The following is a 23,507-nucleotide window of genomic DNA, read 5'->3' on the forward strand; positions in this document are numbered from 1 at the left end:
GGCGCCGCGCCGGGAGACACCCGGGCACCGGCCGCGGGATCTGACCAGGCGGACCCGGGCCCGGATGACGCGGCCGCGGGCGGGCCCGGCGCGGGTCGCGCCGCCGGGGGCGCGGGAGCGGCAAGCGTCGTGGCGGGAGAGTTGCCGGGTGGTGTCGAGGACGGTGGGCGGGTCGATGCCGGCCATGGCGGCGGCGAGGGGGTGGCGCACGCGGGCGGTGGGCGGCGGCGGTCCGGGCTCGTGGTGGCCGCTGTCGCGTTCGCCGTGCTGGTCGTCGGTGGGGGCGGGGCCTATCTCGCCGCTTCCGCCACCGGCGGCGGGGGCGGGGCCGTCGCCGGCGGGCACGGCACTCCGCCGCCGCTCGCCCTCGACGGCTACACGACCGGCGCCACGAGCGGCACCTCCGGCATCGCGCCCGGGGAACCCGACCCCTACGGCGTGACCTACCGCGCCACCGGCGCGCTGCCCTCGGGGCCCGGCTCGGCCCCGGTGTACCGCGCGCAGGGCCAGGTCTCCGCGGCCGAGGTGGCCCGGCTGGCGAAGGCGCTCGGGGTGGCCGGGACGCCGGTGGCCGAGGGCCAGGTCTGGAAGGTTGGCTCCGGGGGCGACGGCTCGGGCCCCAGCCTCCAGGTGAACCGGCAGGCGCCCGGCCTGTGGACGTTCACCCGGTACGCCCCCGGCACCGACGACTGCAAGGGCGGCGCCGCCACCTGCACGCACGACCCGGCCGCCCCGTCCGTCGACCCGGTGAGCGAGGCCGCCGCGAAGAAGGCGGCCGCGCCCGTCCTCAAGGCGGTCGGCCAGGACGACGCGAAGGTGGACGCGAGCCGGACCACGGGCGCCCAGCGCACCGTGAACGCCGATCCGGTGATCGACGGACTGCCCACCTACGGCCTCACCACCGGCCTGACGGTCAGCGCCCAGGGCGAGATCACCTACGGCAGCGGTGAGCTGAAGGCGCCGGTGAAGGGGGACACGTACCCCACGCTGAGCGCCGCGAAGACGCTCGCGCTGATGAACACGGCCCCCAAGAGCGACCACCGCATGGGCATCGGCGGCTGTGCCAGCCCCGAACCGCTGAAGGACCGGCTGGAGGCGCCCTGCGGGTCCGGGTCGTCGGCCGGGACCGGCGCGGGTTCCACCGGCGCGACCGACGGCTCGGCGACGGACGGCTCGGCGACCGTCGAGAAGGCGGTGTTCGGGCTGGCCGTGCGGTCCTCGGGCGGGCGCCAGGCGCTGGTCCCGTCCTGGCTGTACGAGGTGCGGCTGCCGGGGGCGCAGGACACCACCACGGTGACGTATCCGGCCGTCGATCCGACGTATCTGACCTCGTCGTCCCCGAGCGCCTCCGCGAGCCCCGAGCCGAGCGGCACCGGGTCGACGAAGGACGTGAAGGTCGACAGCTGGTCCGCCGACGGCACCACGCTGACCGTCCGCTTCACCGGCGGGGTCTGCGCCGACTACAAGACGTCGGCGAGCGAGACGTCCGGCACGGTCACGGTGAAGGTGACCGAGACCCCCTGGAAGGGCAGGGTCTGCGTCATGATCGCCAAGTTCTACGAGCAGCAGGTGCGGCTCGACCGGCCGGTCGGCGACCGCAAGGTGGTCGGCACGGACGGCGCGACGGTGCCGCGGACCACTTCATCGACGCCGCTGCCGAAGACGTCGGCGCAGCGCGTGGAGCCGTCCTCCCTGGCGCGCTGACTCGCGGGCGCGCCGACTTCCTGGCGCGCCGAGCGACTCCGGACACGCGAAAGGCGGCGCCCCCGAGGGGGTGCCGCCTTTCGCGTGCGGTCCGGCCGGCGTGGCCGCCGGGACCGGTCAGCTGAAGGAGTCGCCGCAGGCGCAGGAGCCCGTCGCGTTGGGGTTGTCGATGGTGAAGCCCTGCTTCTCGATCGTGTCGACGAAGTCGACGGTGGCGCCGCCCAGGTACGGGGCGCTCATCCGGTCGGTGACGACCTTGACGCCGTCGAAGTCCTTCACCACGTCGCCGTCGAGGGAGCGCTCGTCGAAGAAGAGCTGGTAGCGAAGGCCGGAGCAGCCACCGGGCTGGACGGCGACGCGCAGCGCGAGGTCGTCACGGCCTTCCTGGTCGAGCAGGGCCTTGACCTTGGACGCGGCGGCGTCGGTCAGAACGATGCCGTCGGTGACGGTGCTGGTCTCGTCCGATACGGACATCTACATCTCTCCCGGGTTGTACGGAGACTGCTTGCCGACGAGTGCAACCGGCGCGGCCGCGGATTCATTCCGGGCCGACGGATACGGTTCCGGGCCGAGCACGTTCGTCATGCCTTCTTCTTCTCCCTTTCATGCTCGCACATGCGCGATGGAGCGGACAGGGAGCGGCGGACGAGCCACCGGGATTCATGTCACATCGACGTTATGACCATCGTCAAAGTGACGTGAACCGGGTTATGATAGATAACGTCAGATCGACGAAAAGAAGAAAGGGTGCGTGTCGTGACCACCGCCCAGACCCCGGAGCTCGACGTGCAGCCGACTCCGCTCGCCCTGCTGCTCCTCGGCCGCGACGCCGACCCGAAGAGCGAGCGCGGCGTCGAGTGCCCCGGCGACCTGCCCTCCCCGTCCGACCCGGATCTGGTCGAGCGCGCCCGCGCGGCCAAGGCCAAGCTCGGCGACAAGGTCTTCGTGCTCGGCCACCACTACCAGCGCGACGAGGTCATCCAGTTCGCGGACGTCACGGGTGACTCGTTCAAGCTGGCCCGCGACGCGGCGGCGCGCCCGGAGGCGGAGTACATCGTCTTCTGCGGCGTGCACTTCATGGCCGAGTCCGCGGACATCCTGACCTCCGACGACCAGAAGGTCGTCCTGCCCGACCTCGCCGCCGGCTGCTCCATGGCCGACATGGCGACGGCCGAGCAGGTCGCCGAGTGCTGGGACGTGCTGACCGAGGCCGGCGTGGCCGAGCAGGTCGTGCCCGTCTCGTACATGAACTCCTCCGCGGACATCAAGGCGTTCACGGGCAAGCACGGCGGCACCATCTGCACGTCGTCGAACGCCCAGCGGGCCCTGGAGTGGGCCTTCGAGCAGGGTGAGAAGGTCCTCTTCCTGCCGGACCAGCACCTCGGCCGCAACACCGCCGTACGCGACATGGGCATGTCCCTGGAGGACTGTGTCGTCTACAACCCGCACAAGCCGGGCGGCGGCCTGACCGCGGACCAGCTGCGCGCGGCCAAGATGATCCTGTGGCGGGGCCACTGCTCGGTGCACGGCCGCTTCAGCCTGGACTCGGTGAACGACGTCCGCGAACGCATCCCCGGCGTGAACGTCCTCGTGCACCCGGAGTGCCGGCACGAGGTGGTCGCCGCCGCGGACTACGTCGGCTCGACGGAGTACATCATCAAGGCGCTGGAGGCGGCCCCGGCCGGTTCCAAGTGGGCCATCGGCACCGAGCTGAACCTGGTCCGCCGCCTGGCGAACCGTTTCGCGCCCGAGGGCAAGGAGATCGTCTTCCTCGACAAGACGGTCTGCTTCTGCTCGACCATGAACCGGATCGACCTGCCCCACCTGGTCTGGGCCCTGGAGTCGCTGGCCGAGGGCAACCTGGTCAACCGCATCGAGGTCGACCAGGAGACCGAGGCGTTCGCGAAGCTGGCGCTGGAGCGGATGCTGGCGCTGCCGTAGCCTCCGGCGCCCGCCGCGGCGTCCGGCACCCCCAGCGGCGTCGGCACACCCCGCGACCCCCACGGCCCTCCCCCGGTCCCGCACCGGCGGAGGGCCGTTCGCGTTCCCGTTGCCGTTGCGGTTGCCGTCAGTCCGCGCGCGGCCGTACCAGCCCCGACTCGTACGCGATCACCACGAGCTGGGCCCGGTCGCGCGCGCCCAGCTTCGCCATGGCGCGGTTGACATGCGTCTTGACGGTCAGCGGGCTGACCTCCAGGCGCTCGGCGATCTCGTCGTTGGAGTGCCCGCCCGCGACCTGCACCAGGACCTCGCGCTCGCGCACCGTCAGCGCGTCCAGGCGGGCGGAGCGGGCCGGGTCGCTCAGGTCGTCGGCGCCGTCGCCCTGGGCGAGGAAGCGGGCGATCAGCCCCTTGGTCGCGGCGGGCGACAGCAGCGCGTCGCCCGCCGCGGCGAGCCGGATCGCGTTCAGCAGCTCCTCCGGCTCGCTGCCCTTGCCGAGGAAGCCCGAGGCGCCGGCCCGCAGCGACTGCACCACGTAGTCGTCGACCTCGAAGGTCGTCAGGATCACCACGCGCACCCCGTCCAGGGCCGGGTCGGCGCTGATCAGCCGGGTGGCCGCGAGGCCGTCCGTGCCCGGCATCCGGATGTCCATGAGCACGACGTCGGCCCGGTGCTCCTTGGCCAGCCGGACGGCCTCGGCGCCGTCGGAGGCCTCGCCGACGACCTCCATGTCCGGCTCCGAGTCGACCAGGACCCGAAAGGCGCTGCGCAGCAGCGCCTGGTCGTCGGCGAGCAGGACGCGGATGGTCATACGGTCTCCCCCGTGGCAGTCGTCATGCGGTGGCGCCCGTGGCGCGGGTCGGCCCTGGCGCCGGGGCGCGGGTCATGCCGTGCCGCCCGCGGCAGGGGTCATGCCGTCTCGCTCCTGACGGCGGTACGGCTCCTGACCGGCAGGATCGCATGGACCCGGAAGCCGCCGCCGTAGCGGGGACCGGTGGTGAGGGTGCCCGCGATCGCGGAGACCCGCTCGCGCATCCCGAGCAGTCCGTGCCCGCCGCCCCCGTCCTGGCCCGCGAGGTCCCCCGGGCGGCCGTCGTCGAGCACCGTGATCTCGATGTTCGGGCCCACCCGCACCACGCTGACCTCGGCCTTCGCCTCCGTGCCGGCGTGCTTCTGCACATTGGTGAGGGCTTCCTGGATCACCCGGAACGCGGCCAGGTCGACCGCGGCGGGCAGGGCGGCTCCCTGGTCGGCGCGGGCCACCTCCACATGGAGCCCCGCGCTGCGGAAGGTGCCGACCAGCTCCTCCAGGCGGTCCAGGCCCGGGGCGGGCTCGGTGGGCGCCTCCGGGTCGCCGGACTGGCGCAGCAGCCCGACCGTGGCGCGCAGCTCGTTCAGCGCGGAGCGGCTGGCCTCGCGGACATGGGCGAGCGCCTCCTTGGCCTGGTCGGGGCGCTTGTCCATGACGTGGGCGGCGACCCCGGCCTGCACGTTGACCAGGGCGATGTGGTGGGCGACGACGTCGTGCAGATCGCGGGCGATGCGCAGCCGCTCCTCGGCGACCCGGCGCCGGGCCTCCTCCTCGCGGGTGCGCTCGGCGCGTTCGGCGCGGTCGCGGATGGCCTGCACGGCGGCGCGGCGGCTGCGCACGGAGTCGCCGGCGGTGGCGCCGATGCCGGTCCAGGCGATGATGGCGAGGTTCTCCTGCGCGTACCAGGGCAGCGGGCCCGCCAGCATCGCGGCGCCGGTCAGCACGCCCATGGTGACCAGTCCGACGCGCCAGGTGGTGGCGCGGTCGGTGGCGGCGGCCACGGTGTACAGCGCGACCACGGCGGACATGGCGACGGGGGCGCGAGGGTCGCCCGTGACGGACTCGACGAGGGAGGCCGTACCGGTGATCGCGAGGACGGTGAGGGGGGCGCGGCGGCGGGCCACCAGGGCGCCGGCGCCGACGACGATGAGGACCAGGCTGAGCGGGTCGGGGGTGCGGATGCCCCAGCTGACGCCGTCCTCGCCCTGGGTGTCGACGAACGAGCCGACGACCATGCACAGCAGCACACCCGCCGCCAGGGCCGCGTCGAGGGCGAGCGGGTGGGCCTTCAGCCTGCGACGGGCGCGGTCGAGTGTGCTCACGGGAGTCAACGGTACGGCGCCCCGGCACGGCCGTGAACGGGTGTCACTCCGAGCGCCCCCGCCGATCACCGGGAGCCCGCACGGAGCGTCTCGCGCCGCGCCCGGAGTCCCGGGCACGGACGCGGACACAGGCGCGGACGCGGATCCGGACGGGTCAGCCCGGGATCAGGCCGTCGTCGCTGAGGAGCTCCCGGACCTCCTCCAAGGTCGCGTCCGGCGACGGGAGGATGAGGTCCGACGGCTCCAGGGCGTCGTCCGGGAGCGGGGTGCCGAGGTCCCGGACCCTCGCCAGCAGAGCGTGCAGGGTCCGGCGGAAGCCGGGGCCGTCCCCCTTCTCCATCTCGGCGAGGAGTTCGTCGTCGAGCGTGTTCAGCTCGGTGAGGTGGCCGTCGGCCAGCCTCACCTGCCCCTCGGCCATGATCCGTACGACCATGTCGCCCATCTCGGTCTCCTCCGCGTGGGCCCGGCCGCGCGCGCTCACGCGCGGCCGCTCACTGCTTGTCGAAGCGCGGGGTGTCCTGCGGCTGCTGCGTGGACTGCGCCTGGCCGGAGCCGCCCTCGATGGCCTGCTGCTGGGCGGACGGGCCGCCGGCCAGCTCGGCCTTCATGCGCTGGAGCTCCAGCTCTACATCCGTACCACCGGAGATGCGGTCCAGCTCGGCGGCGATGTCGTCCTTGTGCATGCCGGTGGGGTCGTCGAGGGCGCCGGAGGCCAGCAGCTCATCGATCGCGCCCGCGCGGGCCTGGAGCTGCGCGGTCTTGTCCTCGGCCCGCTGGATGGCGAGGCCGACGTCGCCCATCTCCTCGGAGATGCCGGAGAACGCCTCGCCGATCCGGGTCTGCGCCTGGGCCGCGGTGTAGGTGGCCTTGATGGTCTCCTTCTTGGTGCGGAAGGCGTCGACCTTGGCCTGGAGCCGCTGGGCCGCGAGGGTGAGCTTCTCCTCCTCGCCCTGGAGCGTGGCGTGCTGCGTCTCCAGGTCCGTCACCTGCTGCTGGAGCGCCGCCTTGCGGGAGAGCGCCTCCCGGGCCAGGTCCTCGCGCCCGAGGGCGAGCGCCTTGCGGCCCTGGTCCTCCAGCTTGGAGGACTGCTGCTGGAGCTGGTTGAGCTGCAGCTCCAGGCGCTTGCGGCTGGTCGCGACGTCCGCGACACCACGGCGGACCTTCTGCAACAGTTCGAGCTGCTTCTGGTACGAGTAATCGAGGGTTTCGCGCGGGTCCTCGGCCCTGTCCAGGGCCTTGTTCGCCTTCGCGCGGAAGATCATCCCCATACGCTTCATGACACCGCTCATGGGCTTCGCGCGCCCCCTTCTGACGGACTCCAGCTCAAGCCACTGCAACAGGACCACAGTACGGGCCCCGCATCCATTACCGCACTGTTCGGGGACGGATGCGCTCATCCCCAAGGACGACTGCTCACGGTCCCGCTCCGGCTGGAGGAGTAGGTGTCCCCCGAGGTGCCCGGGGCTCCCCCCGGTGGACCGCCTGCGACGTCCTCCCTGTCCCCCTACAGACGAACGGTGTTGCCGGATCGTTCCCAGGGCGACTGGGGTCCACACCCGAAGACCCCGTACCCTTGGGTTTTGTGTTCCGTAGCCGTGCCAAGGAAGAGAAGGCCCCCGCCGACAAGGCGCAGGTGACCGACTCCAAGCAGACCCGTGACCCGCAGGCCCCGAAGGGCAGGCCCACGCCCAAGCGCAATGAGGCCCAGTCCCAGCGCCGCAGCGTGGCCAGTACCCCGACGAACCGCAAGGACGCCGCCAAGCGCCAGCGCGAGGAGCGCCGTGTCGCCATGGAGCGCCAGCGCCAGGCGCTGGCCAGCGGCGACGAGCGGTATCTCCCGGCGCGCGACAAGGGACCGGTCCGCCGGTTCGTGCGCGACTGGGTCGACTCGCGCTTCAACGTCGCGGAGTTCTTCCTGCCGCTGGCCGTGGTGATCCTCGTCCTCAGCGTGCTGCCGTTCAACGCGGTGAAGTCGATCGCGCTGCTGCTGTGGCTGGTGGTGATCGTGCTGATCCTGGTGGACGCGGTCGTCGCGATCTTCCGGCTGCGCAAGCGGCTGGCCGAGAAGTTCCCGGGCCAGGACACCAAGGGCGCGGTCTTCTACGGCTTCGCGCGCTCCCTCCAGATGCGCCGGCTGCGGCTGCCCAAGCCGCAGGTCAAGCGTGGGGAGCGGCCCTGAGCGCGGACGCGTTCTCCGGGGGGGCCGCGGACGCCTGGCTGAGCAGGCTGGGCGGGCTGCGGGACGTCGTACGGCAGGAGCTGGTGGCCCGGCAGCTCGAGGAGCAGATAGCCGGGCGGTTCCCGGTCGGGCAGCGGCTGCGCGTGCTCGACGTCGGCATGGGCCAGGGCACGCAGGCGCTGCGGCTGGCCCGCGCCGGGCACCAGGTGACCGGTGTCGAGCGGGACGCCACCATGATCTCCGCGGCGCGCAAGGCGCTGTCCGCCGAGCCGCCCGGCATCCAGGAGCGGATGCGGATCGTCGAGGGTGACGGCCGGGACACGGGCGTCCACTTCCTGCCGGGCGCCTTCGACGTCGTGCTCTGCCACGGCGTGCTGATGTACGTCGAGGAGCCGGACGCGCTCGTCGCCGGTCTGGCGCGGATGCTCGCGCCCGGGGGCCTGCTGTCGCTGCTGGTCCGCAACGGCGACGCGCTCGCGCTGCGGCCGGGGCTCCAGGGGGACTGGGCCGGGACGCTGGCCGCGTTCGACACCACGTCCTACCGCAACCGGCTCGGGCTCGACGTGCGCGCGGACCGGCTGGCCACGCTCACCTCGACGCTGGCCGGGATCGGGGCGCCGCTGGCGACCTGGTACGGGGTGCGCGTCTTCACGGACACGGCCGCGGACGGCACGGCGGTGCCGGCGGACGTGGAGGCGCTGCTGGCGGCGGAGGAGAAGGCCGGCCGGACGGATCCCTATCGGGGGGTGGCGGCGTTGCTGCACCTGTGCGGCGTGCGCGGCTGATCCCCCTGCGGTCGGCCCCTGCGGGCGGCACGAAAGCCACCGGGCCGCGGCCCGATGGGACCCCACGCCCCTCACGGGGCACGCCCCGGCCTTCACGTGCGGGTGCATCGTGGCCGCTCGCGCAGTTCCCCGCGCCCCTGACGCGGCGGGCCCGGCTCCTCACGTGCGGCAGCGTCGTGGCTGGTCGCGCAGTTCCCCGCGCCCCTGTCGGGGCACGGCTGCGAGGAGCCCCCGAAAAGGGGCACGGGGAACAGCGCAACCGCCCACGACCGCGCCGCACCAATCGAACAACCCCAGCCCCAAAAAGGGGCGCGGGGAACTGCGCGACCAGCCACGACCGCGCCCGCACCCGTCGCACAACCCCAGCCCCTGAAAAGGGGCGCGGGGAACTGCGCGACCGGCCACGACCGTGCCGCACCGGTCGGACAACCCCAGCGCCCGCAGGGATCCGCGTGCCGCCCGCAGGGATTCGCGTGCCGCCCGCAGGGACCCCCGTTCGGGCCATCAGCGCGAGCCGAGCCGCAGGCGTCACCCCAGACTCGGGACATGGACGCTTCCCCCCGCCGAAGCCACGGCACCGGCCGCGGCAACCGTTCGCGGGCGGGTGCCCGCACCGTCTGGCCGGCCGCGCTGGCCCTGTCGTTCGCCCTGCTCTCCGGCTGCACACAGCCGGACTCGTCCGGGCCGAACGCCGACGCCGCCGCGACGAAGGCCGCCACGACCGCGCAGGCCGCGGCCCCGCGCTCCGGCGCGGATCTCCAGGCGGACTACCAGCGCGTCATCAAGAACGTCCTGCCGTCGGTGGTGCAGATCCAGGCCGGCGACTCGCTGGGCTCGGGCGTGGTCTACGACGACAAGGGACACATCGTCACCAACGCGCACGTCGTGGGCGACGCGAAGACCTTCAACGTGACCACGGCGGGCAGTGAGGACAGCCTCACCGCGAAGCTCGTGTACTCCTACCCGCAGCAGGACCTCGCCGTCATCAAGCTGACCAAGGTCCCCGCGGGGCTCGAGGCGGCCGTCCTGGGCGACAGTTCCAAGGTCCAGGTCGGGCAGATCGTGCTGGCGATGGGCTCGCCGCTCGGGCTGTCCTCCAGCGTGACCGAGGGCATCGTCTCGGCGACCGGACGGACCGTCAGCGAGGGCGGTTCGGACGGCGGTACGGGCGCGACCATCGCCAACATGGTGCAGACGTCCGCCGCCATCAACCCGGGCAACAGCGGGGGCGCCCTGGTCGACCTCGACGGCCAGGTCGTCGGCATCCCGACGCTCGCCGCGACCGACCCCCAGTTCGGCAACAGCGCGGCCCCCGGCATCGGGTTCGCGATCCCCGCGTCGATGGTGCAGACGGTGGCGAGCCAGATCGTGAAGGACGGCAAGGTCACCCACTCCGGCCGGGCCGCGCTGAACATCACGGCCCGCACGGTCGTCGACGCCGAGCAGCAGCCCACGGGGGCGGCGATCGTCGAGGTGGAGAAGGGCGGCGCGGCCGACAAGGCGGGCCTGCGCGCCGGGGACGTCATCACGAAGCTCGGCGACCACACCATCTCGACCGTCACCTCGCTGCAGGAGGCGCTGGCCGACATGAAGCCGGGCCAGCGGACCACGGTGACGTACACCAGGGGCGGCAGCAAGAAGACGGCGAACGTGACGCTCGGTGAGCAGTAGGGCGGGCGCGGCCGGTTGCCGGCCGCGCCCCCTCGACTCCCGCGGTCTCCGGGCTCCTACGGCTCCGCGGCCGCCAGGACCACCACGCCCGCCGTGACCGGCGAGACCGCTACGACGCCTCGGCGTGCAGGCTCATCGGCCCGTAGATCTCGGCGGCGTCCTCGAACAGCCGCACCTGGTCGGCGCCGCCGTCCCGCAGGTCCTTCCAGTTCTCCCCGATCCAGGACTCGGCGTCGCCCTGCGTGGTGAACTCCTCGGGGACCACCGCGGGCTGGACCTCCGTCCCGTCGGCCTTCTCGAACCGCCACGTCCATGCCGCCATGTACGCCTCCCTGGTGTGAGCACCTGCACGCGGAAGCCGGATCTTGGTCCGGCCTCCGCGGGAGAGCCTATGCGCTCCGCCGGGTGAGCCGTCAGAGGGACGCGGGAAGGCCGTGACCGGCGGGTCGGCCCGCGACACGCTCCCGTTGCCGCACCCTCGTCCCTGCGGCACGGGCCCGGTCACTGCCTCCCCGACCGGCGGCACGGGCCCGTCGCCGGTGCGCGGGAGTCGCCGCCGCGGGGGAAAATCCTGACGTGGACGTGACTTTTCTCGGTACCGGTGCCCCCACGGGCCTCCCCCGCCCCGGCTGTCCCTGCGCGGCGTGCGCGACCGCCGTCGGCGCCCGGGCGCGGGCCGCCACCGCCGTGCTCGTCGACGGGGCGCTGCTGCTCGACCTGACGCCGGGCGCCCCCCTCGCCGCGGCGCGCGCGGGCCGGTCCCTGAGCGGTGTGGCCCAGGTGCTGCTGTCGCATCCGCACGACGGGCCGGCGTTCGAGGTGCCGGTTGGGCTGCCGCAGCCCGGACGGGTGCCCGACGGGCGGGAGTTGGCGCTGCTGACGGGGCATCGGGTGCGGGCGCTGGCGATGGACGCGCCGGGCACCGGGTACGCGGTGACCGGGCCGGACGGACGGCGGCTGCTGTATCTGCCGCCGGGCTGCGCGCTCGCCGGGCTGGAGGAGAACGGCTCCGCGCAGCCGTACGACATGGTGCTCGCGGATGTGCTGGGGCGGCCGGACGGGCTGGCGCGGCTGCGGGCGGCGGGCGCGGTGGGGCCCGCGACCGAGGTGGTGGCGGTGCATCTGGACCACGATGTGCCGCCCGGCCCGGAGACGCTGCGGCGGCTCGCGGCGGCGGGGGCGCGGGCGGTGCCGGACGGGACGACGGTGACCGTGGGGGCGACGTACGAGAACCCTCCCGTCGTGCCGCGGCGGACGCTGGTGGTGGGCGGCGCCCGGTCGGGCAAGTCGGTGGAGGCGGAACGGCGGCTGGAGTCGTGCCCGGACGTGCTGTACGTCGCCACGGGCGGGGTGCGCGGCGGGGACACGGAGTGGGAGTCGCGGATCGCGGCGCACCGCGAGCGGCGTCCGGGGTCGTGGCGCACGAAGGAGACGTGCGACCTGGTGCCGCTGCTCGCGCAGGACGGGCCGCCGCTGCTGGTCGACTGTCTGTCGCTGTGGCTGACGGACGCGATGGACACGGTGGGGGCGTGGGACGACGCGGAGTGGGCGGGCGGCGGGGAGCGCGCGCTGCGGGACCGGGTGCGGGAGCTGGCGGCGGCGGTGCGGGCCACCCGGCGGACCGTGGTGGCCGTCTCGAACGAGGTGGGTTCGGGCATCGTGCCCGCCACCGCCTCGGGCCGCCGCTACCGCGACGAACTCGGGCGGCTGAACGCGGCGTTCGCGGACGAGTGCGAGCAGGTGGTGCTGGTGGTGGCGGGTCAGGCGCTGGTGCTGCGGGGCTGACCGGGCGGGGTGTCGCACGGGGGTGGTGGGCCGTCGCCGCGGCGGGCGATGATCCGGTAGGCGTTGGAGAAGCGCGTACGGCGCAGCAGCGGGGCGCAGGCGTGGTCCAGGGCCGTGGCGAGGGCCACCAGCGGGGCGGCGACGCGCAGCAGGGGCCTGGGCAGCAGGTGGGCGAAGGCCAGGGTGAGCGCGGCCGAGAGGTCGTAGGGCGTGTGCGCGGCGCGGCGGTCCGCGGCGACGACCACGTACCCCTGGTCCTGGAGCTCCGCGCGCAGGTTGTCCAGCGGCAGCAGGTGCAGATGGCGGGGGGTGCCGTACGGCAGCCACCACTTGCCGAGCAGCGCGGCGAAGGCGCTGCGCGGGTCGGGGACCTCCAGGAGGAGGTGGCCGCCGGGGCGCAGGACGTGCAGGGCGGCGCGGAGTTCGGCGCGCGGGTCGGGGGTGTGCTCCAGGTGGTGGAACATGCTGACGACGTCGTAGCGGGCGCGCAGCCGGTTTCTGATGTGCTGGTCGGTCAGGCGTCCCAGGTGCGCCTCCTCGATCCGCCCGGCGGCGCGGGCGGCGGCCACGCGCGGGGTGGTGTCGAGGCCGTCGAACGAGGTGTAGGCGAAGAGTTCCCGGGCGGTCTGCGGGAAGCGGGCGTGGCCGGTGCCGACGTCGAGCCAGCTCTCGGGTTCGGGGAAGCCGGGGAAGCGGAGCAGGGCGCGGGCCCGCGCGCGGTGGCGGCGGGTGGCGCGGACGCGGGCGGCGAAGGGGGCGAGGTGCTGCTCGTAGAAGTCGCGGTGGTGCGTGGCGAGTCCCTCGGCGGTCAGCCGCGGGTTCTGGAAGGCGTGCCGGCAGTCGAGGCACTCGTCGACGACGAAGGTGCCCGGGGTGCGGCGGGTGCGGCGGGGTGCGTGCAGCCGGGTGCGCAGGCGCCGGGAGCCGCACCAGGGGCAGTCGGTACGGCGCGGCTCGTGGAAGCCGTCGGCTGCTGGCGGGGTGGGCGGCATGGGTGGCTCCGCTCGACGACGACCTCGGCAGGGGCGACCGGCGGCGGCACCGGCAGCCGGGTCGGCAAATCACGCAAAACGGAACGTATGGGATCGCGATCTTGGGCGCAATGACGTCGTCGCCCTGTGCTGGCCACGTGGCGCGTTGGCGTTCGACCGGTGCCGGTACTGTTCGGCGAATGAGCGCGCTTAATCTCGACGACTTCTCCGATCTGATCGAACGCCCCGACGGCGGAGTGCGACGTGACGCCGAGGCCCACCGGGAGCGGCTGGCCGTGCCGCCCGGTGCGCTGGGCCGCCTCGACGAGCTGGGCGAGTGGCTCGCCGCCGCGCAGGGCTCGGTACCGGTGCGGGCGGTGACGCGGGCCCGGGTGGTGCTCTTCGCCGGCGACCACGGCGTCGCGGAGCTCGGCGTGTCGGCCCGCCCCGCGGGCGGCGCCACCGCGCTGGTGCGCCAGGTGCTGGAGGGCGCGAGCCCCGCCGCGGTGCTCGCGCGGCGGCTCGACGTGCCCGTGCGGGTGGTGGACATGGCGCTGGACTGCGAGCCGGACGCGTTGCCCGCGGACGTCGTACGGCACCGGGTGCGGCGCGGCAGCGGCCGGATCGACATCGAGGACGCGCTGACGCCCGAAGAGGCCGAGGCGGCGTTCCGGGCGGGCATGGCGGTGGCCGACGAGGAGGCCGACGCCGGTACGGACCTCGTGGTGCTCGGCGATGTCAGCGTGGGCGGGACCACCGCGGCGGCGGTCCTGGTCGCGGCGCTGTGCGGGACCGACGCCTCCGTGGTGACCGGGCGCGGCGGGCAGGCCATCGACGACCTGGCGTGGATGCGCAAGTGCGCGGCGATCCGGGACGCGCTGCGCCGGGCCCGGCCGGTCCTCGGCGACCAGCTCCAGCTGCTGGCGACGGTGGGCGGCGCGGACCTCGCGGCGATCACCGGGTTCCTGCTGCAGAGCGCGGTGCGCAAGCTGCCGGTGATCCTGGACGGCGTGGTCTCCGCGGCGTGCGCGCTGGTCGGTCAGCGGGTCGCGTTCCGGGCGCCGGACTGGTGGCTGGCCGGCCAGAACAGCGGCGAGCCGGGGCAGGCGAAGGCGCTGGACCGGATGGCCCTGGAGCCCCTGCTGAGCCATGGGGTGACGGTGGGCGAGTCGGCGGGCGCGCTGCTGGCGCTGCCGCTGGTGCAGGCGGCTGCCGCCCTGGCGGCCGAACTCCCGGAGCGGTCGCCGTCCCCGGAGGAGAAGCCCGAGTAACACGCACCCGGCCCCGCCGCCTCACCCTGCCCGCGCCCCTTTTTCGGGGTGGATGCGGCGCCGCCATGCTTGCCCGCGCAGTTCCCCGCGCCCCCAAAAAGAGCAGGTGCGGGCGCGCCGTGGCCGACCGCGCAGTTCCCCGCGCCCCTGACGGGGCCCGCCCTGCGAATACCTCGTCACCGATCGCCCGATCCCCGCACCCCCAAAAGAGCAAGTGCGGGCGCATCGTGGCCGATCGCGCAGTTCCCCGCGCCCCTGACGGGGCCCGTCCTGCGAGTGCGTCGTCGTCGATCGCGCGATCCCCGCGCCCCCAAAAGGGCAGGTGCGGGTGCGTCGGGGCTGGTCGCGCAGTTCCTCGCGCCCCTGACGGGGCGTTTTCCTGCGCCAGGTGATCCGACGCCCCAAAGGGGCGCGGGGAACTGCGCGGGCAAGCACGACGGTGCCGCACGATCGAAGGGGCGCGAGGAACTGCGCGAAGGGGCCCGGCGCAGCCGCGCATGACGGACGGGCCCCTGAAGGGGCGCGGGGAACTGCGCGACCAGCCGCGACGGCGCCGCACCGGCCCACCCGCCCCGAAAGGGGCGCGGGGAACTGCGCGGGCAAGCACGACGGTGCCGCACGATCGAAGGGGCGCGAGGAACTGCGCGAAGGGGCCCGGCGCAGCCGCACATGACGGACGAGCCCCTGAAGGGGCGCGGGGAACTGCGCGACCAGCCGCGACGGCGCCGCACCGGCCCACCCGCCCCGAAAGGGGCGCGGGGAACTGCGCGAGTACGCACGACGGCGCCGCGCCCGCCCCCTCGCCCCGAACCCGCGTACCGCGTACCGCCAGGCCACCCGCAGGGAAACGCGCACGTAAAGGCAAGGATCGTCCCATTTCGCCCATATGATCCCCCCCTATGGGAGACGCCCGAACCGCCCTCGCCACGCCAGTGGACCCGCGCCCCGGCGCAACCGCACCCCCGCGCGCAACCACCCGCCGCACCGCCCCCCGCCGCGCCGCCGCGTTCGCCGTCTGGTACCTGCGGGCCGTCGCGTTCGTCAACTTCCTGAGCGCGGTCTGGCTCTCCCTGGGACAGGACGTGCGGCGGCACAACCAGGAGAACCTGTTCACCCCCTACCTGCTGACCGCCGGCTTCGCCTCCGGCGTGTTCACCGCCTTCCTCGCCGTCACCATGCGCCGCCGCAAGCGCGCCGCCTGGATCCTGAACCTCGGCCTCAGCGGCCCGTTCCTCGGGCTGTTCGCCGTCGCCATGACCTCCCCCGAGATCCGGCGCTGCGCGCAGAACTGGATCTCGCTCGCGCTGACCGCCGCCTTCGTCGCCGCGCTGCTGGTGGGGCGGCGGGAGTTCTACGCCAAGGGTGACCGCTCCAACCCCAGGCTCGCCGCCGCGGTCGCCGTAGGAGGGACGCTCGCCGCGTCGCTGCTCGCCGGGCTGCTGGTGACGGTGACCAACCAGGCCGCGGACGCGGCCCGTTCGACGTTCGCCGAGCGCTGGCAGTACGGCACCCTGCGGCTGGTCTCGGTCGCCGCCGAGGAGGCCCGCTTCCCTGGAATCGCCACCCCCAACTGGGTGAACGTCGCCGTCAACGTGCTGAGCACGGTCCTCGTCCTCGCCGTCTTCTACGCCGCCTTCCGCTCCCGGCGCGCCGTCGACCCGCTCACCGAGGACGACGAGAAGCGGCTGCGCGAACTGCTCGGGCGGCACGGCGAGCGGGACTCCCTCGGCTACTTCTCGCTGCGCCGCGAGAAGAGCGTGATCTGGTCGCCGAGCGGCAAGGCTGCCGTCGCCTACCGGGTCGTCGGCGGCGTGTCCCTCGCCTCGGGCGACCCGATCGGCGATCCGGAGGCCTGGCCCGGCGCGATCGCGCCCTGGCTCGCCGAGGCCCGCGCGCACGGCTGGATCCCCGCGGTGATGGGCGCGGGCGAGGAGGCCGGCACGGTGTACGCGCGCCACGGCCTGGACGCCCTCGAACTCGGCGACGAGGCAATCGTCGACGTCGCCGAGTTCACCCTGGAGGGCCGCGCCATGCGGACCGTGCGGCAGGCGTACAACCGGGTCCGCAGGGCCGGTTACACGGTGCGGGTACGGCGCCACGAGGACGTGTCCGCCGCGGAGATGGCCCGGCTCGTCGAGCGCGCCGACGACTGGCGCGACGGCGCCACCGAGCGCGGCTTCAGCATGGCGCTCGGCCGGCTCGGGGACCCCGAGGACGGCCGCTGCGTACTGCTCGAATGCACAGACGCGGACGGGGAGTTGAAGGCGCTGCTGTCGTTCGTGCCGTGGGGCCCGCAGGGGCTGTCGCTCGATCTGATGCGGCGTGACCGGGACTGCGACAACGGCCTGATGGAGTTCATGGTGCTGGATCTGCTGCGCCGCGCCGAGGAGGTCCGGATCACGCAGGTCTCGCTCAACTTCGCCATGTTCCGCTCGGTGTTCGAGCGCGGCGCCCGCCTCGGCGCCGGGCCGGTGCTCCGGCTGTGGCGGTCGCTGCTGAGCTTCTTCTCCCGCTGGTGGCAGATCGAGTCGCTGTACCGGGCCAACGCCAAGTACCGGCCGATCTGGGAGCCGCGGTTCCTGTTGTTCGAGAAGAGCGCCGACCTGCCGCGCATCGCCCTCGCGTCGGCCCGCGCGGAGGGGTTCCTGGAGGCGCCGGGGCTGCCGAAGTGGCTGCACCGCAGGCACCTGGGCACGCACAGGTGAACCACCGGTCCACCGCGCGGGCCAGGCCGTCCGGATGAGGCGCGCCCTCGCCCGCCGGGCCCGCCGCGAGTGGGGGCCGCTGTGGGCCGCCGTACGCGAGCCGCTCGCCCGGCGGCGGCTCGCGGCCGTACCGATGACGCTCGTGGCGGTCTTCCTCACCGCCCTGCTGCAGTTCGTGCAGAACCGTTCCTGGGGCTACGGCCTCGTCCAGGACGCCGGCGCCGTACGCGCGGCCGACCCGCTGTGGGCGGCCCTGCTGCGCACCCCGCTGTCGCTGTTCGTGCCCGCCCTCGACCTGCCGGTGTGGGGGGCGCTCGCGCAGATCCTGCTGGTCTTCGGGATCGCCGAGCTCTGCCTCGGCAGGTGGCGCACGCTCACCATCGCCTACGTCGCCACCCTCGCCGGGACGCTGTACGCCCGCGTCGGCATCGCGCTGGGCCCGGACGCCCCGCTCGGCCTGCCCGGCTCGGACGCCCTGGTGGTCGACACCGGCCCGTCGGCGGCCGTGGTGGGCCTCGCCGTCTACCTCGGCTGGCGGTACCGGGCCCGCGCCACCGTCGCCGCGGTCGTCGCCGCGATGGCGCTGGAGGTGGCCGTGAAGGACAACCTCGCGGGCAAGGAGCATCTGGCGGCGATCGCCGCGGCGGCCGCGCTGTGCGCGGTGTCGGCGCTGCGCGACCGTCACCGGCGCTCGGGCAGCCGGGCCGGGCTCGGGTCCGGCTTACCGCCGATCCACTCCTGGAGGGCCCGGCCGCGCCGCGCCCAGCGCCGGTCGTGCCGATAGGCGCGCAGGGCGGACCGGGCGCGGGCCCGCGGGCGGTTGCGGTAGAAGCGGCGGGCCCAGTAGGAGCCGGGGCGGGCCAGCCGGATCGCGCCGACGAGCGCCACGACCGGCACGATCACCCCGAAGATCGCGAGCCGGGTCTTGCCCTTGCTCAGCGCGATCAGCGAGAAGAGGAAGTTCACGCCGATGTTGAGGACGAGCGTGCCGCGGTCGTCGATCTCCTGCTGGGACATGTCGTTGACCCCGAACGGCACGAAGCCGACGAGCAGCAGCCCGACCAGCGCGGCGGTCAGCACGACCACCTCGACGCTCTGCCGGCCCGCGTCGGACCAGTAGACGTCGTCCAGGTGCAGGATCAGCGCGAACTCGTCCAGGACCAGCCCCACCCCCACCCCGAACAGCACCGCGCACAGATAGGCGCCGAAGCCCGTCCGGCCGGCCGCGACCCCGCCGAAGCCGCCGATCACGGTCAGCAGCACGCCGGGCACCACGTGGTGGATGTGCACCCCGCCCGCGCTCACGTTGCCGAACGGGCCCTTGCCCGCGCGGATCAGCCGGGTGACGACGCGGGTGACGAGGAAGGTCACCACGAAGGCGGTGAGCGCGAGGAGCAGGGGCAGCTTGCCGGGCTCGACGACGTTGCGGTACAGCCAGTGCCCCATGCGCCCCAGTCTGCCCGGATTGTCGACATGGCGCCTGCCTGTAGCCTGCGGCCGTGTCCACGATCCCCCCGGCCGCCCGGCTGCACGGTCCCCGCTTCGCCTTCGGCACCCTCACCGCCCTGCCGGTCCGGGTGCACCGCTGGGACCGCGACGCCGCCCGGGGCGGGATGCTGTGCGCGCCGCTCGCCGGGCTGGTGGTCGGCGTGCTCGCCGCCGCCGCAGGACTGCTGCTGCTGGTCCTCGGCGCGGGCCCGCTGCTGGCCGCGGTCGCCACGGTCGCCGTACCCGCCGCCCTCACCCGGGGCCTGCACCTGGACGGGCTCGCCGACACCGCGGACGGGCTGGGCAGCGGCAAGCCCGCCGAGGACGCGCTGCGGATCATGAAGCAGTCCGACATCGGCCCGTTCGGCGTGATCACCCTCGTCCTCGCACTGTTCGCGCAGGTCGCGGCCGTCTCACGGGCCTACGACGACTCCTGGGCGCGGGGCGCCCTGGCCACCGTCGTCGCCGCGGTGGCCGCCCGGCTGGCGCTGACCCTCGCCGCCCGGCGCGGGGTGCCCGCGGCCCGCCCGGAAGGGCTCGGGGCCGCGGTCGCGGGCGTGGTGCCGCCGGGCCCGGCCGCGGCCGTCGCCGTCGCCGTACTGCTCGCCGCGGCCGGCGCGGGCGCGCTCCTCGGACTCGACGACGCCGTCCGCGCCGCGGCCGCGGTGGTCCTCGCCCTCGCCGCCGCCGAGGCGCTGCTGCGCCGGTGCACACGCCGCTTCGGCGGGGTGACCGGCGACGTGTTCGGCGGCCTCGCGGAGACCGCCGCCACGACGGCGCTCGTGGTCGCGGCGCTCGGCCGGTAGGGGCGATCCGCCCGGAGACGACCGCCGCGCAACACGTGGGTGAACGCACGCGGGAATGAGCGAAGACGGCGAGCGCGCGTAGGCTCGTCCCGAGTCCCACCGGACCCGGTGGGGAGCAGCTGACAGGCCGGTTCTAGGGTCGCTACGGGCCTGGCCGACCCACCCCAGCTCCCCGGCCACAGCAACTTCACATCGGAAGCGAGAATTCACCACCGTGACTGCTCTCACTCTCAGCACCGCCGCGGCGGCCGGCCTGCGGGCCGACGCCATCGTGATCGGTGTTGCCAAGGGCGCCAAGGGCCCGGTCGTCGCACCGGGCGCCGAGGCCGTGGACAAGGCGTACGACGGCAGGCTCGCCGACGTCCTGGAGACCCTCGGGGCCTCCGGAGCCGAGGGCGAGGTGACCAAGCTGCCCGCGCCGGCCGGTTTCAAGTCCCCGCTCGTGGTGGCGGTGGGCCTGGGCGCGGAGCCCGCGGAGGACGCCGGCCACGGCGCCGAGGCGCTGCGCCGGGCCGCCGGTGTCGCCGCCCGCGCCCTGACCGGCGCCAAGAAGGCCGCCTTCGCGCTCCCCGTGGGCGACGCGGGCGACGTCGGCGCGATCGGCGAGGGCGTGCTGCTCGGCGCGTACTCCTTCGACGCCTACAAGGACGGCGCGGCCGACCGCGCCAAGAACGGCAAGGCCCCGCTCGCCGAGGCGACGCTGCTCGGCGCGAAGCCCCGCGACAAGGAGCAGAAGGCCGCGCTGGAGCGCGCCACGGCCGTCGCCGAGGAGCTGAACCGCGCCCGCGACCTGGTCAACACCCCGCCGAACGACCTGGACCCCGAGGCGTTCGCCGCGGTCGCCACGGCCGCGGCCAAGGAGCACGGCGTCAAGGTGCAGGTGCTCGACGTCAAGGCCCTGGAGAAGGGCGGCTACGGCGGCATCCTCGGCGTCGGCGCCGGTTCGGCGTCCGGCCCGCGGCTGGTGAAGCTGTCGTACACCTCCTCCCGCTCGGCCAAGCACCTCGCCTTCGTCGGCAAGGGCATCACCTACGACTCGGGCGGCATCTCGCTGAAGCCGGCCGGCCACAACGAGACGATGAAGTGCGACATGGCCGGCGCGGCCGCGGTCTTCGCCGCCGTGATCACCGCCGCGCGGCTCGGCCTGGACGTGAACGTCACCGGTTGGCTGGCGCTCGCCGAGAACATGCCGTCCGGCTCCGCGACCCGTCCGGGTGACGTACTGCGCATGTACAGCGGCAAGACCGTCGAGGTGCTGAACACGGACGCGGAGGGCCGGCTGGTGCTCGCCGACGCGCTGTGGGCCGCGTCCGCGGAGAAGCCCGACGCGATCGTGGACGTGGCGACGCTGACCGGCGCGATGGTGCTGGCGCTCGGCAACCGGACCTTCGGCGTCATGGCGAACGACGACGCGTTCCGCGCCGCGATCGTCGACGCCGCCGAGGAGGTCGGCGAGGAGTCCTGGCCGATGCCGCTGCCGGAGCACCTGCGCAAGGGCATGGACTCCCCCACCGCCGACATCGCCAACATGGGCGAGCGGATGGGCGGCGGCCTGGTCGCCGGTCTCTTCCTGCGCGAGTTCGTCGGCGAGGGCATCACCTGGGCCCACCTCGACATCGCCGGTCCGGCGTTCAACGAGTCCGGCCCGTTCGGCTACACCCCGAAGGGCGGCACCGGCTCCGCCGTGCGCACCCTGGTGCGGCTCGCGGAGCTCACCGCCGCGGGCGAGCTCGGCTGACGGCCACGACGCCGACGTGACGCCCCCGGGCGCACCCCCGCGCGGGTCCCGTACGGGGGCGCGCGTCCGCGGGGCCGGCCCGGCCGGGGCCACGCGGTCCGTGCGACCGGCCCGACCTGCCCACCTCGCACCGGCGCCCGATATGTGCCGTACGGGCGTCCCCGGTCCGGCGTACTCATCTGAACGTGGGACGTCTCACACATCGGCCCCGCGTCTCGGACTCGAGCGACAAGTGCGAAGATGGACGGCGGCAGGACAGGGCCCCACCCACAGGGCCGAACCCAAGAGCGGCCGGACACCAGCCGCCGCCCGGTCGTCGGAGACCGGCGTACGGCGCACATGCATGGAGGACGTGACGTGGCGAACGACGCCAGCACCGTTTTCGACCTAGTGATCCTCGGCGGTGGTAGCGGTGGTTACGCCGCGGCCCTGCGCGGGGCGCAGCTGGGCCTGGACGTCGCCCTGATCGAGAAGGACAAGGTCGGCGGTACCTGCCTGCACCGGGGGTGCATCCCCACCAAGGCCCTGCTGCACGCGGGCGAGATCGCCGACCAGGCCCGCGAGAGCGAGCAGTTCGGTGTCAAGGCCACCTTCGAGGGCATCGACGTGCCGGCCGTCCACAAGTACAAGGACGGTGTCATCGCCGGCCTGTACAAGGGACTCCAGGGCCTGATCGCGTCCCGCAAGGTGACGTACATCGAGGGTGAGGGCCGCCTCTCCTCCCCGACCTCCGTCGACGTGAACGGCCAGCGCGTCCAGGGCCGCCACGTGCTCCTCGCGACCGGCTCCGTGCCGAAGTCGCTGCCGGGCCTGGAGATCGACGGCAACCGCATCATCTCCTCCGACCACGCCCTCGTCCTGGACCGCGTGCCCAAGTCCGCGATCATCCTGGGCGGCGGCGTCATCGGCGTCGAGTTCGCCTCCGCGTGGAAGTCCTTCGGTGCGGACGTCACCGTCATCGAGGGCCTCAAGCACCTGGTGCCGGTCGAGGACGAGAACTCCTCGAAGCTGCTGGAGCGCGCGTTCCGCAAGCGCGGCATCAAGTTCAACCTGGGCACCTTCTTCTCGAAGGCCGAGTACACCGCGGACGGTGTCAAGGTCACCCTCGCCGACGGCAAGGAGTTCGAGGCCGAGGTCCTGCTGGTCGCGGTCGGCCGCGGCCCGGTCTCCGCCGGTCTCGGCTACGAGGAGCAGGGCGTCGCGATGGACCGCGGCTACGTCCTGGTCGACGAGTACATGCGCACCAACGTGCCGACCATCTCCGCCGTCGGTGACCTGGTCCCGACCCTCCAGCTCGCGCACGTCGGCTTCGCCGAGGGCATCCTGGTGGCGGAGCGCCTGGCCGGTCTGAAGGCCGTCCCGATCGACTACGACGGTGTCCCGCGGGTGACGTACTGCCACCCCGAGGTCGCCTCCGTCGGCATCACCGAGGCCAAGGCCAAGGAGATCTACGGTGCGGACAAGGTCGTCGCGCTGAAGTACAACCTGGCCGGCAACGGCAAGAGCAAGATCCTGAACACCGCGGGCGAGATCAAGCTCGTCCAGGTCAAGGACGGTGCCGTGGTCGGCGTCCACATGGTCGGCGACCGCATGGGCGAGCAGGTGGGCGAGGCCCAGCTGATCTACAACTGGGAGGCGCTGCCCGCCGAGGTCGCCCAGCTCATCCACGCCCACCCCACGCAGAACGAGGCGATGGGCGAGGCGCACCTGGCTCTGGCCGGCAAGCCGCTCCACTCGCACGACTGACCCTCGGCCGACGGACGCGCCGAACGCGTCCCGCGACGACACAGACTTCCGCACTTTCCGTAAGGAGCAACCGAAACCATGGCGGTTTCCGTAACCCTTCCGGCGCTCGGCGAGAGCGTCACCGAGGGCACCGTCACCCGCTGGCTGAAGGCCGAGGGTGAACGCGTCGAGGCCGACGAGCCGCTGCTCGAGGTCTCGACCGACAAGGTCGACACCGAGATCCCCTCGCCCGTCTCCGGTGTGCTGTCCTCCATCAAGGTCGCCGAGGACGAGACCGTCGAGGTCGGCGCCGAGCTGGCCGTGATCGACGACGGTTCCGGCGCCCCCGCGGCCGCTCCGGCCCCGGCCGCCGAGGCCGCCCCCGCGGCTCCCGCCGCCCCGGCCCCGGCCGCCGCCCAGCCCTCCACCGAGCAGGCCGCGCCCGCGCCGGCCCCGACCGCCGAGGCCACCTCGGGTGCGTCCGGCGCCCAGGGCACCGACGTGGTCCTGCCCGCGCTCGGCGAGTCCGTCACCGAGGGCACCGTCACCCGCTGGCTGAAGTCGGTCGGCGACAGCGTCGAGGCCGACGAGCCGCTGCTCGAGGT

Annotated in this window: 22 protein-coding genes; 13 read left to right on the forward strand and 9 right to left on the reverse strand. The window is 74.0% G+C overall.

Going from position 1 to position 23,507, the window contains the following annotated elements:
* The coding region (locus WN71_RS42385; RefSeq protein WP_206300240.1) for a hypothetical protein at positions 1–210 on the reverse strand (210 nt) is incomplete at its 3' end.
* 30 nt (positions 211–240) lie between these two features.
* On the opposite strand from WN71_RS42385, the gene WN71_RS36950 reads away from it, so the two are divergent.
* The gene (locus WN71_RS36950; protein ID WP_420856561.1) at positions 241–1,704 is read left to right on the forward strand and encodes a hypothetical protein; all 1,464 of its coding nucleotides are present in this window, start codon (positions 241–243) and stop codon (positions 1,702–1,704) included.
* 117 nt (positions 1,705–1,821) lie between these two features.
* Here the strand turns inward: WN71_RS36950 and erpA are convergent, their stop codons facing one another.
* A complete protein-coding gene (gene erpA / locus WN71_RS36955) occupies positions 1,822–2,178 on the reverse strand; it encodes an iron-sulfur cluster insertion protein ErpA (protein WP_046586096.1) in 357 nt (118 codons plus the stop codon).
* Positions 2,179–2,460: 282 nt separating this feature from the next.
* On the opposite strand from erpA, the gene nadA reads away from it, so the two are divergent.
* Positions 2,461–3,645 carry a quinolinate synthase NadA gene (gene nadA / locus WN71_RS36960; protein ID WP_046586114.1) on the forward strand — a complete coding sequence of 395 codons (1,185 nt, stop codon included), beginning with the start codon at positions 2,461–2,463 and terminating at the stop codon, positions 3,643–3,645.
* A 127-nt stretch (positions 3,646–3,772) separates the two neighbouring features.
* Here the strand turns inward: nadA and WN71_RS36965 are convergent, their stop codons facing one another.
* The 4 genes from WN71_RS36965 to WN71_RS36980 all read right to left on the reverse strand — a co-directional run bounded on the left by WN71_RS36965 (position 3,773) and on the right by WN71_RS36980 (position 7,067).
* Complete coding sequence (locus WN71_RS36965; protein WP_046586099.1) at positions 3,773–4,456, reverse strand: response regulator; 684 nt, start codon at positions 4,454–4,456, stop codon at positions 3,773–3,775.
* Positions 4,457–4,554: 98 nt separating this feature from the next.
* Entirely contained in the window at positions 4,555–5,778 is a 1,224-nt protein-coding gene (locus WN71_RS36970; protein ID WP_046586101.1) for a sensor histidine kinase, read from the reverse strand.
* A 154-nt stretch (positions 5,779–5,932) separates the two neighbouring features.
* A complete protein-coding gene (pspAA, locus tag WN71_RS36975; protein WP_046586116.1) occupies positions 5,933–6,211 on the reverse strand; it encodes a PspA-associated protein PspAA in 279 nt (92 codons plus the stop codon).
* A 58-nt stretch (positions 6,212–6,269) separates the two neighbouring features.
* A complete protein-coding gene (locus WN71_RS36980; RefSeq protein ID WP_079178401.1) occupies positions 6,270–7,067 on the reverse strand; it encodes a PspA/IM30 family protein in 798 nt (265 codons plus the stop codon).
* Between the two features lie 293 nt (positions 7,068–7,360).
* On the opposite strand from WN71_RS36980, the gene WN71_RS36985 reads away from it, so the two are divergent.
* From WN71_RS36985 to WN71_RS36995, 3 genes are all read left to right on the forward strand, one after another.
* Positions 7,361–7,957, forward strand: a complete 597-nt coding sequence (locus WN71_RS36985) for a DUF3043 domain-containing protein (protein ID WP_046586105.1) — start codon at positions 7,361–7,363, stop codon at positions 7,955–7,957.
* A gap of 83 nt (positions 7,958–8,040) precedes the next feature.
* Positions 8,041–8,742 carry a class I SAM-dependent methyltransferase gene (locus WN71_RS36990; RefSeq protein ID WP_046586107.1) on the forward strand — a complete coding sequence of 234 codons (702 nt, stop codon included), beginning with the start codon at positions 8,041–8,043 and terminating at the stop codon, positions 8,740–8,742.
* A gap of 546 nt (positions 8,743–9,288) precedes the next feature.
* The gene (locus WN71_RS36995) at positions 9,289–10,413 is read left to right on the forward strand and encodes a S1C family serine protease (protein ID WP_046586109.1); all 1,125 of its coding nucleotides are present in this window, start codon (positions 9,289–9,291) and stop codon (positions 10,411–10,413) included.
* Between the two features lie 109 nt (positions 10,414–10,522).
* Here the strand turns inward: WN71_RS36995 and WN71_RS37000 are convergent, their stop codons facing one another.
* Complete coding sequence (locus WN71_RS37000) at positions 10,523–10,735, reverse strand: hypothetical protein (RefSeq protein WP_046586110.1); 213 nt, start codon at positions 10,733–10,735, stop codon at positions 10,523–10,525.
* Positions 10,736–10,989: 254 nt separating this feature from the next.
* Here WN71_RS37000 and WN71_RS37005 point away from each other — a divergent pair, with 254 nt between their 5' ends.
* Positions 10,990–12,198 carry a bifunctional adenosylcobinamide kinase/adenosylcobinamide-phosphate guanylyltransferase gene (locus WN71_RS37005; RefSeq protein ID WP_046586112.1) on the forward strand — a complete coding sequence of 403 codons (1,209 nt, stop codon included), beginning with the start codon at positions 10,990–10,992 and terminating at the stop codon, positions 12,196–12,198.
* Here WN71_RS37005 and WN71_RS37010 read toward each other — a convergent pair.
* On the reverse strand, positions 12,174–13,190 hold the full coding sequence (locus WN71_RS37010; RefSeq protein WP_071369929.1) for a class I SAM-dependent methyltransferase: 1,017 nt from the start codon (positions 13,188–13,190) through the stop codon (positions 12,174–12,176). The two genes, WN71_RS37005 and WN71_RS37010, sit on opposite strands and share 25 nt — an antisense overlap.
* A gap of 179 nt (positions 13,191–13,369) precedes the next feature.
* Here WN71_RS37010 and cobT point away from each other — a divergent pair, with 179 nt between their 5' ends.
* The 3 genes from cobT (at position 13,370) to WN71_RS42390 (ending at position 17,929) form a co-directional block, all read left to right on the forward strand.
* Positions 13,370–14,440: a nicotinate-nucleotide--dimethylbenzimidazole phosphoribosyltransferase gene (gene cobT, locus WN71_RS37015; RefSeq protein ID WP_046592500.1), complete on the forward strand. Its 1,071-nt coding sequence runs from the start codon at positions 13,370–13,372 to the stop codon at positions 14,438–14,440.
* 899 nt (positions 14,441–15,339) lie between these two features.
* A complete protein-coding gene (locus tag WN71_RS37020) occupies positions 15,340–17,145 on the forward strand; it encodes a phosphatidylglycerol lysyltransferase domain-containing protein (RefSeq protein WP_079178403.1) in 1,806 nt (601 codons plus the stop codon).
* A 34-nt stretch (positions 17,146–17,179) separates the two neighbouring features.
* On the forward strand, positions 17,180–17,929 hold the full coding sequence (locus tag WN71_RS42390) for a hypothetical protein (protein ID WP_046592503.1): 750 nt from the start codon (positions 17,180–17,182) through the stop codon (positions 17,927–17,929).
* On the opposite strand, the gene WN71_RS37030 is transcribed toward WN71_RS42390, so the two are convergent.
* Complete coding sequence (locus tag WN71_RS37030; protein WP_046592504.1) at positions 17,827–18,591, reverse strand: hypothetical protein; 765 nt, start codon at positions 18,589–18,591, stop codon at positions 17,827–17,829. The two genes, WN71_RS42390 and WN71_RS37030, sit on opposite strands and share 103 nt — an antisense overlap.
* 53 nt (positions 18,592–18,644) lie before the next feature.
* On the opposite strand from WN71_RS37030, the gene WN71_RS37035 reads away from it, so the two are divergent.
* The 4 genes from WN71_RS37035 to WN71_RS37050 form a co-directional block, all read left to right on the forward strand.
* Positions 18,645–19,439, forward strand: coding sequence for an adenosylcobinamide-GDP ribazoletransferase (locus WN71_RS37035; RefSeq protein ID WP_046592505.1), 795 nt, complete (start codon positions 18,645–18,647; stop codon positions 19,437–19,439).
* 214 nt (positions 19,440–19,653) lie between these two features.
* The gene (locus WN71_RS37040; RefSeq protein ID WP_046592506.1) at positions 19,654–21,177 is read left to right on the forward strand and encodes a leucyl aminopeptidase; all 1,524 of its coding nucleotides are present in this window, start codon (positions 19,654–19,656) and stop codon (positions 21,175–21,177) included.
* A gap of 357 nt (positions 21,178–21,534) precedes the next feature.
* Positions 21,535–22,923 (forward strand): dihydrolipoyl dehydrogenase, encoded by a 1,389-nt coding sequence (gene lpdA / locus WN71_RS37045; protein WP_046592507.1) that lies wholly within the window; start codon positions 21,535–21,537, stop codon positions 22,921–22,923.
* 78 nt (positions 22,924–23,001) lie between these two features.
* Positions 23,002–23,507, forward strand: a 506-nt coding sequence (locus tag WN71_RS37050; RefSeq protein ID WP_338058725.1) for a biotin/lipoyl-containing protein, incomplete at its 3' end; no start/stop codon positions are given.

It is taken from the genome of Streptomyces mangrovisoli (assembly GCF_000974985.2).
Taxonomy (GTDB): Bacteria; Actinomycetota; Actinomycetes; order Streptomycetales; family Streptomycetaceae; genus Streptomyces; species Streptomyces mangrovisoli.

Coding starts and splice junctions, on each gene's coding strand:
- erpA (WP_046586096.1), bottom strand. CDS start 2,178: ATGTCCGTATCGGACGAGACCAGCACCGTCACCGACGGCATCGTTCTG.
- WN71_RS36965 (WP_046586099.1), bottom strand. CDS start 4,456: ATGACCATCCGCGTCCTGCTCGCCGACGACCAGGCGCTGCTGCGCAGC.
- pspAA (WP_046586116.1), bottom strand. CDS start 6,211: ATGGTCGTACGGATCATGGCCGAGGGGCAGGTGAGGCTGGCCGACGGC.
- WN71_RS36980 (WP_079178401.1), bottom strand. CDS start 7,067: ATGAGCGGTGTCATGAAGCGTATGGGGATGATCTTCCGCGCGAAGGCG.
- WN71_RS36995 (WP_046586109.1), top strand. CDS start 9,289: ATGGACGCTTCCCCCCGCCGAAGCCACGGCACCGGCCGCGGCAACCGT.
- WN71_RS37000 (WP_046586110.1), bottom strand. CDS start 10,735: ATGGCGGCATGGACGTGGCGGTTCGAGAAGGCCGACGGGACGGAGGTC.
- WN71_RS37010 (WP_071369929.1), bottom strand. CDS start 13,190: ATGCCGCCCACCCCGCCAGCAGCCGACGGCTTCCACGAGCCGCGCCGT.
- cobT (WP_046592500.1), top strand. CDS start 13,370: ATGAGCGCGCTTAATCTCGACGACTTCTCCGATCTGATCGAACGCCCC.
- WN71_RS37020 (WP_079178403.1), top strand. CDS start 15,340: ATGGGAGACGCCCGAACCGCCCTCGCCACGCCAGTGGACCCGCGCCCC.
- WN71_RS42390 (WP_046592503.1), top strand. CDS start 17,180: ATGAGGCGCGCCCTCGCCCGCCGGGCCCGCCGCGAGTGGGGGCCGCTG.
- WN71_RS37030 (WP_046592504.1), bottom strand. CDS start 18,591: ATGGGGCACTGGCTGTACCGCAACGTCGTCGAGCCCGGCAAGCTGCCC.